At 57.0% G+C, this 14,542-nt stretch carries 15 protein-coding genes; 7 read left to right on the top strand and 8 right to left on the bottom strand.

Going from position 1 to position 14,542, the window contains the following annotated elements:
* Positions 1 to 384 (top strand): GFA family protein, encoded by a 384-nt coding sequence (locus BM320_RS04130; protein ID WP_090196799.1) that lies wholly within the window; start codon positions 1 to 3, stop codon positions 382 to 384.
* A 57-nt stretch (positions 385 to 441) separates the two neighbouring features.
* Here BM320_RS04130 and BM320_RS04125 read toward each other — a convergent pair whose 3' ends face one another.
* The 5 genes from BM320_RS04125 to rpiA form a co-directional block, all read right to left on the bottom strand.
* Positions 442 to 1,923: a Do family serine endopeptidase gene (locus tag BM320_RS04125; RefSeq protein WP_375342064.1), complete on the bottom strand. Its 1,482-nt coding sequence runs from the start codon at positions 1,921 to 1,923 to the stop codon at positions 442 to 444.
* Between the two features lie 184 nt (positions 1,924 to 2,107).
* Positions 2,108 to 2,989 carry a protease modulator HflC gene (gene hflC / locus BM320_RS04120; protein WP_090196796.1) on the bottom strand — a complete coding sequence of 294 codons (882 nt, stop codon included), beginning with the start codon at positions 2,987 to 2,989 and terminating at the stop codon, positions 2,108 to 2,110.
* The gene (gene hflK / locus BM320_RS04115) at positions 2,989 to 4,137 is read right to left on the bottom strand and encodes an FtsH protease activity modulator HflK (protein ID WP_090196793.1); all 1,149 of its coding nucleotides are present in this window, start codon (positions 4,135 to 4,137) and stop codon (positions 2,989 to 2,991) included. Before hflK ends, hflC begins: the two co-directional genes overlap by 1 nt.
* A gap of 77 nt (positions 4,138 to 4,214) precedes the next feature.
* On the bottom strand, positions 4,215 to 5,570 hold the full coding sequence (gene gor / locus BM320_RS04110; protein WP_090196790.1) for a glutathione-disulfide reductase: 1,356 nt from the start codon (positions 5,568 to 5,570) through the stop codon (positions 4,215 to 4,217).
* Positions 5,571 to 5,598: 28 nt separating this feature from the next.
* Entirely contained in the window at positions 5,599 to 6,387 is a 789-nt protein-coding gene (gene rpiA, locus BM320_RS04105) for a ribose-5-phosphate isomerase RpiA (protein WP_090196787.1), read from the bottom strand.
* A gap of 157 nt (positions 6,388 to 6,544) precedes the next feature.
* Between rpiA and BM320_RS04100 the strand changes: the two genes are divergently transcribed.
* The 3 genes from BM320_RS04100 to BM320_RS04090 are packed head-to-tail and all read left to right on the top strand — an operon-like array spanning position 6,545 to position 9,493.
* Positions 6,545 to 7,231, top strand: coding sequence for a glutathione S-transferase family protein (locus tag BM320_RS04100; protein ID WP_090196784.1), 687 nt, complete (start codon positions 6,545 to 6,547; stop codon positions 7,229 to 7,231).
* A complete protein-coding gene (locus tag BM320_RS04095; protein ID WP_090196781.1) occupies positions 7,231 to 8,604 on the top strand; it encodes an L-serine ammonia-lyase in 1,374 nt (457 codons plus the stop codon). Before BM320_RS04100 ends, BM320_RS04095 begins: the two co-directional genes overlap by 1 nt.
* Complete coding sequence (locus tag BM320_RS04090; protein WP_090196779.1) at positions 8,588 to 9,493, top strand: DMT family transporter; 906 nt, start codon at positions 8,588 to 8,590, stop codon at positions 9,491 to 9,493. Before BM320_RS04095 ends, BM320_RS04090 begins: the two co-directional genes overlap by 17 nt.
* Here the strand turns inward: BM320_RS04090 and BM320_RS04085 are convergent.
* Entirely contained in the window at positions 9,438 to 10,115 is a 678-nt protein-coding gene (locus BM320_RS04085) for a thiamine diphosphokinase (RefSeq protein ID WP_090196776.1), read from the bottom strand. The two genes, BM320_RS04090 and BM320_RS04085, sit on opposite strands and share 56 nt — an antisense overlap.
* Positions 10,116 to 10,318: 203 nt before the next feature.
* On the opposite strand from BM320_RS04085, the gene BM320_RS16215 reads away from it, so the two are divergent.
* On the top strand, positions 10,319 to 11,989 hold the full coding sequence (locus BM320_RS16215) for a hypothetical protein (protein WP_242650948.1): 1,671 nt from the start codon (positions 10,319 to 10,321) through the stop codon (positions 11,987 to 11,989).
* A gap of 58 nt (positions 11,990 to 12,047) precedes the next feature.
* Here the strand turns inward: BM320_RS16215 and BM320_RS04075 are convergent, their stop codons facing one another.
* Both BM320_RS04075 and BM320_RS04070 read right to left on the bottom strand, forming a co-directional pair.
* Positions 12,048 to 12,263 carry a DUF2842 domain-containing protein gene (locus tag BM320_RS04075; protein ID WP_165614985.1) on the bottom strand — a complete coding sequence of 72 codons (216 nt, stop codon included), beginning with the start codon at positions 12,261 to 12,263 and terminating at the stop codon, positions 12,048 to 12,050.
* A complete protein-coding gene (locus BM320_RS04070) occupies positions 12,263 to 13,558 on the bottom strand; it encodes an adenylosuccinate synthase (protein WP_090196773.1) in 1,296 nt (431 codons plus the stop codon). Before BM320_RS04070 ends, BM320_RS04075 begins: the two co-directional genes overlap by 1 nt.
* A 137-nt stretch (positions 13,559 to 13,695) precedes the next feature.
* Between BM320_RS04070 and BM320_RS04065 the strand changes: the two genes are divergently transcribed.
* Positions 13,696 to 14,091 (top strand): DUF6524 family protein, encoded by a 396-nt coding sequence (locus BM320_RS04065; protein ID WP_090196768.1) that lies wholly within the window; start codon positions 13,696 to 13,698, stop codon positions 14,089 to 14,091.
* Positions 14,092 to 14,168: 77 nt separating this feature from the next.
* The gene (gene secG / locus BM320_RS04060; protein ID WP_090196762.1) at positions 14,169 to 14,519 is read left to right on the top strand and encodes a preprotein translocase subunit SecG; all 351 of its coding nucleotides are present in this window, start codon (positions 14,169 to 14,171) and stop codon (positions 14,517 to 14,519) included.
* The last annotated feature ends 23 nt before the right edge of the window (positions 14,520 to 14,542 follow it).

Here is a 14,542-nt window from a genome sequence, read left to right as displayed (position 1 = left end):
ATGGCCCATCAAGGCAGCTGCATGTGCGGCGCAGTCGCGTTCACAATCGACGGTGATATCGCAACCGGCAACGCCTGCCATTGCACCAGTTGCCGCAAGCAATCCGGGCATTACTGGGCGTCGATAGACGTGCCGCGCACGGCGCTTGCGATCCAAGACGCTGACCACATCCGCTGGTATCAATCGTCGGAAAAGGTGCGGCGCGGGTTTTGTGACACCTGCGGATCAACCCTGTTTTGGGATCCAGTATTCCAAGACTGGACATCGGTTGCGATAGGCGCGCTGGACAGCCCTACGCAAATGCGTCTTTCACTGCATATCTATGTCAGCGAAAAAGGCGATTATTACGATATCGCCGATGGGTTGCCACAAAACGAAACATAAAAAAAGGGCGGGATGCATTGCGCATCCCGCCCCATTTTTGTTGGGTCATTGGCCGGATTATTCGTCCAGCGGCAGCGCGACAAAGCGCGGGTCGCCACCGCGACGCACCAGCATCAAGAGCGACTTGCGGCCACCGTCTTTGGCTTCTTGGATGCGGCTTTCCAGATCGCTGATCGCCGCCACGGGCTGCTGCCCGGCTTCGGTGATCACATCCCCTTCAAGCAGGCCTTTTGATGCCGCCTCTGACGCGGGGTTGATCGCTGTAATCACAAGCCCTTCGGCAACATTCAGACCAAATTGATCAGTCAATTCAGGTGTCACAGGCGACAGCATCAGCCCAAGGATTTCCGCATCTTCTGGCGCGATTTCCGGCTCTTGAGAAGCTGGGAAAGCAACCGCTTCGGATGTTTCGCGGCGGCCAAGAACGACGGTCAATTCTTCCAGTTCACCACCGCGAAGCACAGTGACAGGCACCTCTTTGCCGACGGGTGAGTTGCCAACGATGCGCACCAGTTCGCGGGTGTCTTCAATGGCCACACTGTCAAAGTTCACGATCACATCGCCTGCAAGCATGCCTGCATCTTCGGCCGGGCCTGCGGGCACATCGGTAACCAAAGCCCCGCGCGCCATGTCCAGCCCATCAATGGCGTCAATCATATCGGGGGTCACGTCTTGGATGCGTACACCCAACCAACCGCGGCGGGTTTCGCCAAATTCGATCAGCTGATCGACCACGTTTTGCACCACGGCAGATGACATCGCAAAGCCGATCCCGATGGAACCGCCATTGGGCGACAGGATCGCCGTGTTCACGCCAACAACTTCGCCGTCCATATTGAACAGCGGCCCGCCTGAGTTCCCGCGGTTGATCGCAGCGTCGGTCTGGATGTAGTCATCATAGGTGCCTTGCAGCGACCGGTTGCGCGCGGACACGATCCCCGCCGAAACAGAGAACCCCTGCCCCAACGGGTTGCCCATTGCCATGACCCAATCGCCAACACGCGCGCCAACGGCGTTGCTGTCGCCAAATTGCACAAATGGCAGGTTCTCAAGATCGACCTTAAGCACGGCAATATCCGTATTGGGATCGGTGCCGATCAATTGGGCTGGCACGCCTTCACCGCCACCAGGGAAGAATTCGATCAAAATCTCGTCCGCATCTTCAATGACATGGTTATTCGTTACAATATAGCCGTCGGCCGAGATTACAAAACCCGACCCCAAAGCTGACGACCGTTGCGCGCCGCCATCCGGCCCACGGTCAAGGTCGTTGAAAAAGTCTTCGAACGGCGATCCTTCGGGCAACAGATCACGCGGGCCTGTCCGGCCTGCAATCACCGTAGAGGTCGTGATATTGACCACCGAAGGGCTGACCATCTCTGCGAGATCGGCAAATGTCGCGGGGCGCTGTTGCGCATGCGCGGCACTGACCTGTGCCAGCGCAAATGCCACTGCCAATGTCAGAATTGCAAAACCTACCGTGAACAGCCGGCGCAGCTGGCCTTGGTCCTGCCGGATTGCGATTGCCTTAGATTTCACTGGGATAACTCCTTATCTTTTCACGCCTGCACGCTGCCGCGCAGTGCTGAATACCATAGTGCGCCGATGCAGCAAAAACATTCAACACAAACTATTTCACCAGCTTGTGATCTTTTTGGGCGCCATTGAAAGAAAAGGGCCAGCGCAATGGCCGGCCCTTTGAAAATCTTGAAGCTATGCCGCATTATTCAGCGGCATCAGGACCTGTATCCGACTTGAGATAGCTGAAAAACTCGTTGTCTGGCGACAAGACCATTGTCGCATTGCCGCCAAGTAACGCCCGCTCGTAGGCGGTCATGGACCGGTAGAATTCAAAAAACTCAGGGTCTGCGCCAAAGGCATTCGCAAAGATTTCGTTGCGGCGCGCATCCGCTTCACCCAGCGTAATCTGGCTTTGACGTTCTGCATCCGACACAAGTTCGATCACGGTCCGGTCGGCACCCGCCTGAATACGCAGCGCGGCCTCGTTACCACGGGCGATTTCATCCGCGGCTTCGCGTTCACGTTCGGCTTTCATCCGCTCGTAAGTCGCATTGAGGTTTTCAGGCGGCAAATCGGTACGTTTAAGACGCACGTCGATCAGTTCCAGCCCCAACCCGCGCGCCTCTGGGATCGCGTCGTTGCGGATGCGCAGCATCAATGCGGCGCGGTCCGTGGACAAAATATCGTTGCTGGCCACCGTACCAAGCACGTTACGGGTCTTGTCGCGCAAGATACCGTCCAGACGTTCGGCAGCGCGCGCTTCTGCGCCGTCACCCACCGCACGGCGGAACTGTTCGACATCCGAAATCCGGTAGCGCGCAAAGGCATCAACCACCAAACGGCGGTCGTCCGACGGGGTGACCTCCAGCGGATCAAGATCGCGGCTCAGGATCCGGTCGTCGTAACGCACCACATCCTGGATGATCGGCATTTTGAAATAAAGACCAGGTTCGGTTTTCACCGATACAATTTGGCCGAACTGCAGGACCAATGCCTTTTGACGTTCATCGACGATGAACAGCGATGACATGGCAGTAATGACAAGCACCGCGACGGCGGGCAGGATAAATGCTGTCTTTTTCATTAGTTCGAGCCTCCATCTTGGGTACGGCGTAATTCATTGAGCGGCAGATACGGGACAACGCCCTGCCCCCCGCCTGCGCCTTCATCAAGTATGATAATATCGGTGCCACCCAAAACACGTTCCATTGTTTCAAGATACAGACGTTTGCGTGTCACTTCGGGTGCGCGTTCATATTCGGCCAGAACGGCCGAGAAACGGCTGGCTTCACCTTCGGCCTCATTGACCACGCGGGCGCGGTAACCTTCGGCTTGCTCCAGAATTTGCGCGGCTTCACCGCGGGCCTCGGCGACAACGCGGTTTGCATAGGCGTCAGCCACGTTTTGGACCCGGTCGCGTTCTTGTTCGGCATCCTGCACCTTGCGGAATGATGCGATTACCGGCTCTGGCGGGTCGGCCTTGTTAAAGTTCACACGCACGATATTGACGCCCGAATTATACGAATCCAGCGTCAGTTGGATTTCATCGGTCAGGCGTTCGGCAATCGACCCGCGATCACGGTTCAAAATCGGAGCAAGCTGGCTTTGCGCGATGATTTCACGCATCGCGGATTCAGCAACAGCGCCAATGGTTTGTGGTGGATCAGCAAGGTTGAACAGATACAGTTCAAGATCCGAAATATTCCAGACCACCTGGAAATCGATATCAACGATATTTTCATCGCCAGTCAGCATCAACCCTGCATCAAGACCGGACCGGCTGGTGCCGATATCAATGCTGCGTTCGGTTGTGACAGGCTGAATTTCATAAGTGACCAGCGGCCAAGGCGCAAAGTTCAGACCTTCACCGTTGGTTTCAAGGTGCTTGCCGAACAACAGTTCAATCGCCTGTTCTTCGGGTTTGACCGTATAGATCGATGCAAAAACCCACAGCGCCGCAGCGCCCAAAAGCCCAAGACCAACCATACCGCGTGTGATTTCGGGGCCTTCGCCACCGCCACCACCAGCGCCATTCGGGCGGTTGCCACTGCCATCACCACGCCCGCCCATAAGCACACGCAGTTGTTCACGGCCTTTATTCACCAGCTCGTCTATTTCTGGGATTCCCGCGTCGTTGCCGGGTTTGCGCCCGCCGCCGGGCTTGCGATTATCGTCATCGCTGCCGCCGTTATTTCCGCCGCCGCCCCATGGGCCACCTGAATTTCCTGCCATCTTGTGTCTCAGCTTCCTTTATTCATGACCCATCGTGCTGGGCTATCTTATGCCATGTGTGCGCAAAAACTGCAAAATCAAGCAGTGCGGACAGGTTGTTTCATTGTGACCAGTTCTTCGGCCATCGTTGGATGCACGGCAACAGTGCGATCAAAATCTTCTTTTGTCGCCCCCATTTTGACGGCAATCCCCGCCAATTGGATCATTTCGCCCGCGTGATCCGCGACGATATGACAGCCAAGCACCTTACGGGTGTCGGCGCAAACGATCAGTTTCATCAGCACGCGGTCCTCGCGACCGGCAAAGCTGTGGTTCATCGGTTTGAACGAAGAACAATAAACTTCGATCGGGCCGTTTTCGGCGGCCTCTTCCTCGCTAAGCCCAATGGTGCCGAGTTCTGGCTGTGTGAACACGGCAGAAGGGATCAGTTCGTGATCAACGGGGGTCGGATTGCCTTTGAACACGGTTTCGACAAAGGCCATCGCCTCGCGGATCGCAACCGGTGTCAGCTGCACGCGGTCGGTCACATCGCCAATCGCATAAATCGACGGCACTTTGGTCTGGCTGAATTCATCAACGATAATCTCGCCCTTGCGGCCCAATGCCACGCCGACGTTTTCAAGCCCCAGATTATCCGTATTGGGCGCGCGGCCCGTTGCGAACATGACCTGATCAAACATGGATTCGCCGCCACAGGTGGCCTTGACCCAGAAACGACCGTCGCGTTTTTCCATTTCGACAATGTTCGTGCCCAGATGCAAATCAACGCCCTTGGCGCGCATCCCGTCGGCGACAAACCCGCGGGCCTCGCCGTCAAAGCCGCGCAGGATTTGTTCGCCGCGATAATACTGCGTAACCTTCACGCCAAGCCCGTTCAAAATGCCCGCAAATTCCGACGCAATATAGCCGCCGCCCACGATCAGAATAGATTTGGGCAGTTCATCAAGGTTGAAGATATCGTTCGACGTAATCCCGTGTTCTGCGCCCGCAATTTCGGGCAGCACAGGACGCCCGCCTGTGGCGATCAGGATATGTTTGGCAGTGATATCGCGGCCGGTGGACAGGGTGACAGTATGCGCGTCCTTGATGGTCGCGCGCGCGTCAAAGATTTCCACGTTCGATCCGTTCAGCAGCTTGCGATAGATGCCTTCAAGGCGGTTCAATTCTGCATCCAGTTTGCCACGAAACTTTGACCAGTCGAAATCGCCAGCCGTCAGATCCCAGCCATAGGCGCGGGCATCGTCAAACATTTCTGAATAACCCGACGCAAAAACCATCAGCTTTTTCGGCACGCAGCCACGGATCACGCAGGTGCCGCCCATGCGGAATTCTTCGGCCAATGCGACCTTGGCCCCTTGGGCCGCCGCCACACGGCCAGCACGTACGCCGCCCGATCCACCACCGATGACAAACAGGTCATAATCAAACGTCATTTCAGGCTCCATTCGTCATCAGCGGATCTTAGTCATCCAGATCGGCAAAAATATTGTCATCGTCGCGCAGGTCGAACCGCACGACCTCGTCGCTGTCTTTATCGATATCGCGTACATCAACGCGCCCGTCGGCATGGCCAACAATCACAACGTCACAGATATCAATGAACAGCCCGTTTTCAACCAGTCCCGGAATTTGATTGAGCGCGAGGCTCAACTGTTGCGGGTTGCCGATGCGTTTGAGATGCAGATCAAAAATAAAATTCCCTTCGTCGGACACAAAAGGCACATCGCCGTTCATGCGCTGCGTGACCTCGCGCCCCAGCACATCCATGTTGATCAATGTTTCCTCGATCAGCTTTTTCGTGATTTTCGCGCCAAACGGGATCACCTCGACCGGCAGCGGAAAAGCCCCGAGCGTATCAACCTTTTTGCTGGCATCCGCGATGACAATCATCCGGTCGCTTGCGGTCGCCACGACCTTTTCTTGCAGATGCGCGCCGCCGCCGCCCTTAATCAGGGTCAGGTCGCTGTCATATTCATCGGTGCCGTCAATTGTGACATCAAGCCATTTGGCCTCGTCCAGAGTGATCACTTCGATGCCCACTTTGCGCGCCAGTTGCGCGGTGCGTGTCGACGTGGGGACACCTTTGATTTTTAGCCCTTCTTCGCGGACCATCTCGCCCAGACATTGTACAAGCCAAGCGGCCGTTGATCCGGTGCCCAGCCCGACCTTCATGCCGGTTTCGACATATTCGGTTGCTTGCTTTGCCGCGAGAAACTTTGCCCGATCAATCGGTGACAATTCACTAGCCATCTAAACATTCCCTCAAATTCCCACCGGACTTATAGGCAAGATACGGCGCGGGCGCGAGACCTCATTTGCTGTTATTATTCCTAGGTTTGCTGCGTTTTTCGCGCCAGCGTGTCGGTTTTGTGCAGCCGGGCAGAATATCATCGTCTAGTGTGCGCCCATGACCTTTCGATTTCGCCTTCATTATGCGCCTGACAATGCCTCGCTTTGCGTGCGCATAGCTTTGCTTGAAATGGGTTTGCCGTTTGATTCCATCCTTGTGGATCGTCGCAAGAATGCACAAAAAGCACCGCAGTTTTTGGCAATGAATCCAAATGGTTTGATCCCGGTGCTTGAAACACCTGATGGGCCAATGTTTGAAACCGCCGCGATTCTTTTGTGGCTGGCGGACCGCGCAGAATTGCTGATCGCCCCTGCAGACAGCCCGCAGCGCGCGCATGACCTGCAATGGCTGTTCTGGCTGTCCAACACGTTGCACGCAACACTGCGGATGTTGTTCTACCCTGCGCAATACGCCGATGGCGCGCCTGAAATCCTGCACGTGCGCACCCGTGCGCGATTGGTTGCGCAGCTTGATATGCTTGAGGCCGCAACAACCGCACCTTGGCGTGATGCCGATGCGGCATCTATTCACGGCTGCTACCTTGCGCCGATGCTGCGCTGGTGCGCGTTATATGGCGGATCGACCGATTGGTTTGATCTGGCGCGCTGGCCCAAGCTGCACGCCTTTGCCAAACGCATTGAAACCCGCCCCGCCCTGATCCAAGCTGCCCGCGCCGAAGGGCTTGGTCCCTTGCCGGTCTCGGCCCCGTCCCCTTGTGTTCCACCCGAAGGAAGTGCGCTCTGATGTTTTTATCTGTCTTTGACATGTTCAAAGTGGGGGTTGGCCCGTCTTCATCCCACACGATCGGCCCGATGGTCGCCGCGGCGCGGTTTCTGGATCACTTGCGCGCGCAGCCGTTTAAGGTTGCAGGATTGCGCGCCACTTTGCACGGCAGTCTTGCCTTTACCGGCGTTGGCCATGCCACTGACCGCGCCGTGATCCTCGGGCTGGCGGGCATGCGCGCGGATGACTATGACGCTGACAAAGCCGAAGCAGAGCTTGCCCGCATCAAATCCGAAAATACCGTGCAACCCGAAGGGCTTGGCACGCTCAAGTTCCATCACAAGGATCACTTGGTTTTTGACTATGGCCCCGCCTTGCCCGGCCATGCGAACGGCATGGTTCTGGCGGGCACCGACGCGCAGGGCGACATACTTACCCAAGTGACTTACTATTCTATCGGTGGCGGGTTTGTCCTGACAGAAGCCGAACTGGTAGCGGGCAAGGACACCGACACAGGCCCGCCGGTGCCATTTCCATTTCACACCGCTGACAAGATGCTGGAAATGGCCGCAAAATCGGGCAAAAGCATCGCGCAGATGAAACGCGCAAACGAATTGTCCCGCATGCCCGATGCCGATCTGGATCGCGGACTGGACCGCATTTGGGATGTGATGAACGCCTGCATTGATCGCGGGCTTGCCACCGACGGCATTCTACCTGGCGGGCTGAAAGTGCGCCGCCGCGCCAAGGGCATCCATGACGCGCTGATGCGTGAACGCGGGCTGAACCTGACCGCGCCGCATACGATCAACGATTACATGTCCACCTATGCGATGGCCGTTAACGAAGAAAACGCAGCCGGCGGGCAGGTTGTAACCGCCCCGACAAATGGCGCTGCGGGCGTGGTGCCTGCGACGATCCGCTATTGGCTGGACCATGTGCCGGGTGCGACATCTGCGCGCGTGCCCGAATTTTTGCTGACCGCTTCGGCGATTGGCGGGTTGATCAAATTCAACGCCTCGATTTCGGGGGCTGAATGCGGCTGTCAGGCCGAGGTCGGCAGCGCCGCAGCCATGGCCGCTGCTGGATTGGCCGCGGTATTGGGCGGCAGCCCCGCGCAGATCGAAAACGCCGCGGAGATCGCGCTTGAGCACCACCTTGGCATGACCTGCGATCCGGTCAGAGGACTGGTGCAGGTGCCTTGCATCGAACGCAACGGGCTGGGCGCGATCAAGGCGGTTTCTGCCGCCTCATTGGCATTGCGCGGCGACGGGCACCACCTTGTGTCTTTGGATGTGGCCGTTGAAACCATGCGCCAGACCGGTGTCGATATGTCTGAAAAATATAAAGAAACCGCGCTTGGTGGTTTGGCTGTCAATGTCCCCAACTGCTGACCGGCCGTTTCTTGGCATCTTGCTGATGCTGGGATTTTGCGTGCTTGCACCTTTGGGCGACAGCATGGCGAAATTGCTCGGCGGTGCCGTGTCGCTTGGGGGCTTGGTGTTTGTACGCTTTGCCATTCAAGCGCTGATCCTTGTGCCACTGGTCTGGCGCAGTGGCGCGGGCTTTGACCTGCCCAAGGGCACATTGCCTTGGACCCTGCTGCGCACCGCATTGCATATCGCGGGGATCGGGCTGATGTTCAGCGCGCTGCGTTATTTGCCGCTGGCCGATGCGCTGGCCATTGCCTTTGTGATGCCCTTTATCATGCTTCTGCTTGGGCATTTCGTGATGGGCGAAGAGGTCGGCAAGCACCGGATGATGGCCTGCGCTGTAGGGTTCATCGGCACGCTTTTGGTGATCCAGCCAAATTTCAGCGCTGTCGGCGCTCCGGCATTGCTGCCCTTGGGGGTCGCGGTGGTGTTTGCGCTGTTTATGATGGTCACCCGCAGGCTGGCCCGACAAATCGACGCGGTCAAACTGCAAGCCATCAGCGGGTTGCAGGCCTGTATAGCATTGCTACCCCTGTTTGCGTTTCTGCCTTTTGATACAGGCGCCATCAGCGCCCCGACCATTGCGATGCTGCTATGCTTGGGCGTCATTGGCACGCTTGCACATCTTTTCATGACATGGAGCCTGCGGTTCGCGCCCGCGACCACGCTTGCGCCGATGCAATATCTTGAAATCCCGTTCGGTACCGCGATTGGCTGGCTGATATTTGCGGATTTGCCGAATGGGCTGGCGGCATTGGGGATTTGCATCACCGTGGCCGCAGGGCTTTATGTGATCATCCGCGAGCGGCGGCTTGCATCGCAATCTGCAAATGCGCCGCCGGCAGTGTAATCAGCACTGGCCCGTCGGTTTGCACGGTGACAGGGCCTGCGACCTCGTTTGATGAACTGATAAAGCCTGTGGGATGCATGTCCTGATCGGCAAATGACCAGCGCAACCCTGTGGCGGTCACACGGGCCGCCGCAAGCGGCATCAGCGCAATGCGGGTGCCTGCGGGCGGCGCAATGCGCGTTTCGCCAATACGCGCCACAAAACAAAGATCGGTCTCATCAAGCAATATCACCGCGCGCGCCGTGTTGCGGGCCAGAACATTCAGCACCGCCAAAATATGATCCATCCGCCCGCCGGTGAACCCCAGCGCGATGATCATCGGGTTTGCAACACGGGTCAGCGCTTTTTCGAAGTCGGTTGTGGCTTGTTCGGGGATATGGGTGATCTGCGCGGCAAATGTGGCACGCGCGTGTTCAGAAAGACTGTCCAGATCACCGATCACCGCGCGCGGCGAAATCCCCGCATCCAGCAGGTGATCTGCTCCGCCATCCACCGCAACAAAGTGATCAACTATCGGCAAAATAGACGTAATTACCTGCGGGTTGACCCTTGCGCCACCGACAAGGCAAACCGTATGATTACGCGAAACAATCACAGCATCTTGCACAGATTCAATGTCCATTCACAAACATTCCCTAAAAGGGACATAAAATGAACCCGAATGACACCGCAACGTAATTCTGAGTAAATACGCCGTTAATCGAGCAGACCCTACGCAAACCGAAGAAAGCGCCTTAATCCATGACAAAGAGCACACAGATCTTAGATGTCTCCTATGGAACTTTTTCCTGTCGTCTAGAAGGGTTTGAAGATTCCGTTGAGACGATGAAAACTGTTGTCTCGTTTTTTCACGATCTTGCGGGCCATGACCGGTTCATGGATATCGAACCCCAAGCCCCTGATATGGAAGAGCTGGCGCTGCTGACTGCCGCACAGGCCGGCACGGATATCGAAATCGCAGGCGAAGGTCACAACGTGATCCTGCGCGCAGCCGATGATGAAGGTGACGCTGAAGAAACGGCCGAATCCGATCCGGTTGATGATGATGCGGATGATCACGAAGAAATTGAAGAAGTCGCCGCATCAGACGAAGAAGACGATGATGAGATTGAAAACGTCTTTGACGAAGTAGAAGCCGAAGCAGACGAGGAAGAAATCGTCCTGACCGGCGCCGCGTCACCTGATGATGACGATGATGAAGCCGCATTCGACGATGCGGATTTCGAAAACATTACCGATGTCGAAGATGATGATTACGTCGAAGACATTGACGAAGACGAACCGCTTGCCGCCGAAGCCGAGGACGCGGAAATCGCGCCCGCAGACGACGAAGAAGAAGAAAGCATCGCCGCAAAATTGCAGCGCATTCGCGCCGTTGTCGGGCGTGGCCATGTGCAGGCCCCAGCCATGCCGGTGGCCGAGGTCGAAGATGAAGACCATGACGACGACATGGAGGATTTTGACGCGCGCGATGACGATGGTGACGATGCGCCTGTCATCAATCCGTTGGCGCAGCGCCTTGCCGACCTTGCCAAGCGCAATCAGGAGCTCGCCGCTGCCGATGCGGCCCAAGAAGAAGCACGCGCAGCGCAAGAAGCAGCCGAAGACGATGACGATGAAGATGAAGATGACTTCACCGACGCGGACGACGGTAGCGATGTCGAAACCGATGCAGATGATGCGCATGATCCGTTGGTGCTGACCGCAGCACCGGACGATGAATTCGATGATCTTGAAGCAATCGACGCGGATGCGTTTGAAGAAGACGAGGACGACGACGACACCTTTGATCTGACCGAAGAGCTGAAGGTCGTCACCCGCGAAATCGAAGAGCGTGATGCGCAACGTGCCAAAGCTGCCGAACTGCGTGATAGCCCTGATGCTGCATTTAGCCGCATCCTGAGCCAGACCGACGCACATCTGAACGAACCCGAAGGCCGCCGCCACCGTGACGCCTTTGCACAGCTCAAGGCCGCCGTTGCCGCGACAGAGGCTGCGCGCGAATTGGGCGACGAAAGCCCCGCCAAGTCAAAAGACAGCGCGTTTCGCGAAGACCTTGGCGCGCATGACGCCGAAGAAGGCGGACAGGCCATGGCCTCTTCTCCGCTGCGATTGGTCCCGTCTGAATCCGCAAGCGATGCCGATGCGCCCACCGATGCCGCCGCTGAGCGCCTGCGCCAGATCGCATCAAAGGTCGAAGAAAACATGGCCCCGACAACCGGCGGCTTTGCAGAATTCGCGGCTGACCATGATGCCGCCGAATTGTCCGACCTCATTGAAGCGGCCGCTGCCTATAGTGCATTTGTCGAAGGCGTCGCCGATTTCTCGCGCCCGCAAGTGATGCGCAAAGTACAAAGCGTCACCCAAGAAGAAATTAGCCGTGAAGACGGGCTGCGGTCGTTCGGGCGGCTGTTACGCCAGAACAAGATCGTAAAGCTCAACAATGGCCGCTTTCAAGTGGCTGAAAACACGCGGTTCCGCCCAAGCGGCAGCTAAAAGACCCTGAAATGCGAATAGAAAAAGGCGCGTGGCATATGCCGCGCGCCTTCTTGTTTTAGGCATCAGGATCAGGCTGCCCGATCCCTTTGAAAACCCATTTTACGGGAAAAATCCACGCAATGCCCAACGCCACATAGATTGCCAGCTCGACGGGTTTGGCAAAGCCTGGCGCGATGCCCATCATGGTGACGGCCAACACGATATAGGCGGGCAGACCCACGACGAGGATAAACAGCGCGAGCCGTTTGCGGGCTTTGTATCCCATCGCCATCAGTCGGCGAAAGGATCGGTGACAAGGATTGTGTCTTCGCGCTCTGGCGATGTGGACACCAGCGCAACCGGACAATCGATCAATTCTTCGATGCGGCGCACATATTTGATCGCCTGCGCCGGAAGATCGGCCCATGACCGCGCGCCTTCGGTGGATTCTGACCAACCTTCGATTTCTTCATAGATCGGCGTGCAGCGCGCCTGCTGATCGGCGGCGGTCGGCAGGTAATCAAGCCGCTTGCCGTCCAGATCATAGGCGACACAGATTTTCAGCGTCTCGAACCCGTCCAGCACGTCCAGCTTGGTCAATGAAATCCCCGACACGCCAGATGTCGCGCAGGTCTGGCGCACCAGAACCGCATCGAACCATCCGCAACGACGCTTGCGGCCGGTGTTGGTGCCAAATTCATGGCCACGTTCGCCAAGACGTTGTCCGTCCGCATCATCAAGTTCAGCCGGAAACGGCCCTTCGCCGACGCGGGTAGTATAGGCTTTGACGATGCCAAGCACATAATCAATCGCACCTGGCCCCATGCCAACGCCTGTGGCCGCTTGGCCCGCGATCACATTGGACGATGTCACAAACGGGTAGGTCCCGAAATCAATATCCAAAAGTGCGCCTTGCGCCCCTTCGAACAGGATACGTTTGCCGGCTTTGCGCTTTTCGTTCAGCACCTTCCAGACGGGGGCGGCGTATTGCAGGATTTGCGGCGCAATTTCTTGCAGCTGGGCAATCAGCGCATCACGGTCAACGGGCGGCAGACCCAGCCCTTTGCGCAGCGGGTTGTGGTGCTGCAAGGCACGGTCGACATGGGCGGTCAGCGTGGCCGCGTCGCCCAGATCGGCAACGCGCACAGACCGGCGGCCAACCTTGTCTTCATAGGCGGGCCCAATGCCGCGACCGGTGGTGCCGATTTTTGTACCCTTTGAAGCTGCCTCTTCACGGGCGCGGTCCAGTTCGCCGTGGATCGGCAGAATCAGCGGCGTGTTTTCGGCAATCATCAGGTTCTCGGGCGAAATATCGACGCCTTGTTCCTGAATGGATTTGATTTCCTTGACGAGATGCCAAGGGTCCAGCACCACGCCGTTGCCGATAACAGAAAGCTTGCCACCGCGCACAACGCCCGAAGGCAAGGCCGCGAGTTTGTAAACTTTGCCATCAATAACAAGCGTGTGGCCCGCGTTGTGCCCGCCTTGAAAGCGCGCGATCACATCGGCGCGTTCTGAAAGCCAGTCAACGATTTTACCTTTGCCTTCGTCACCCCATTGGGCACCAACAACAACCACATTTGCCATAAGACTTCGTCCTTTTTGAACTTCGTGCCCCCTATATCGTCGCAAGCAGGCATGGGGAACCGCAAATTTGCGCCTATCGGCTAGACAGGGCGCAATCCGGGCGGCATTGTCCCCTAAACAGACAAAAAGAGGCACAAATGGGCTTTGTCATTCGCTGGATCTTTGCATTTGCGCTGCTTGCGGCCACATATAACCCGACACAGTGGAATTTTGTGCGCTGGAGCATGGGTAATTATGAAACCAGCCTGTCGCTGACAGTGCTGTTCGGGCTGGTCTTGCTGGTTGGATATATTATCTATCTGCGCGCCACGCTGCGTTCCATCGGCATATTCGGTATGGTGTTGATTCTGGCCGTGGTCGCAACATTGCTATGGGTGATGTATGATCAGGGGCTGATCAGTCTGGACAATCCGACCCTGAACACATGGATCGCGATTGTCGCGCTTTCGGTAGTTTTGGCGGTGGGGCTAAGCTGGTCAATCGTGCGCCGCAAGCTGAGCGGGCAGGCCGATGTGGATGATATAGACGAATAAGCTGATATTTCGGGGTTGCAGCATTGGCGCGCAGCTTTTAGATACCGCGTGTTCACGCACGCCCGAAAGGCTCCTTTATGGAAAATGTTGTCCTTGTCATCCATCTGATTCTGGCCCTGAGCCTGATTGGTACTGTTCTTTTGCAACGGTCCGAGGGTGGCGGCCTTGGTATGGGCGGCGGTGGCGGCGGTGCCACTGGCGGGCGTCCGGCCCCCACAGCCATGAGCAAAGTCACATGGATTTTGGCGATTGCGTTTATCTGCACATCTATCGCGCTGACATTGATCGCGGCCAGCAATTCGGCCAATTCATCTGTTGTTGACCGTGTCGACACAGAGGCCGGCCAAGAAACCACAGCGCCCGATCTTGGCGAAAGCCTGCTGCCGCCATCAAGCGATGACGCGCCGCTGGTTCCTGCTGCGGACTAACCACTATGGATTGCCGAACCTCA

Origin of the sequence: Yoonia tamlensis, from assembly GCF_900115105.1 — a bacterium.
GTDB lineage: Bacteria > Pseudomonadota > Alphaproteobacteria > Rhodobacterales > Rhodobacteraceae > Yoonia > Yoonia tamlensis.
The sequence above is the reverse complement of the archived record's forward strand: the minus strand, read 5'-3'. Positions and strand labels throughout refer to the sequence as shown.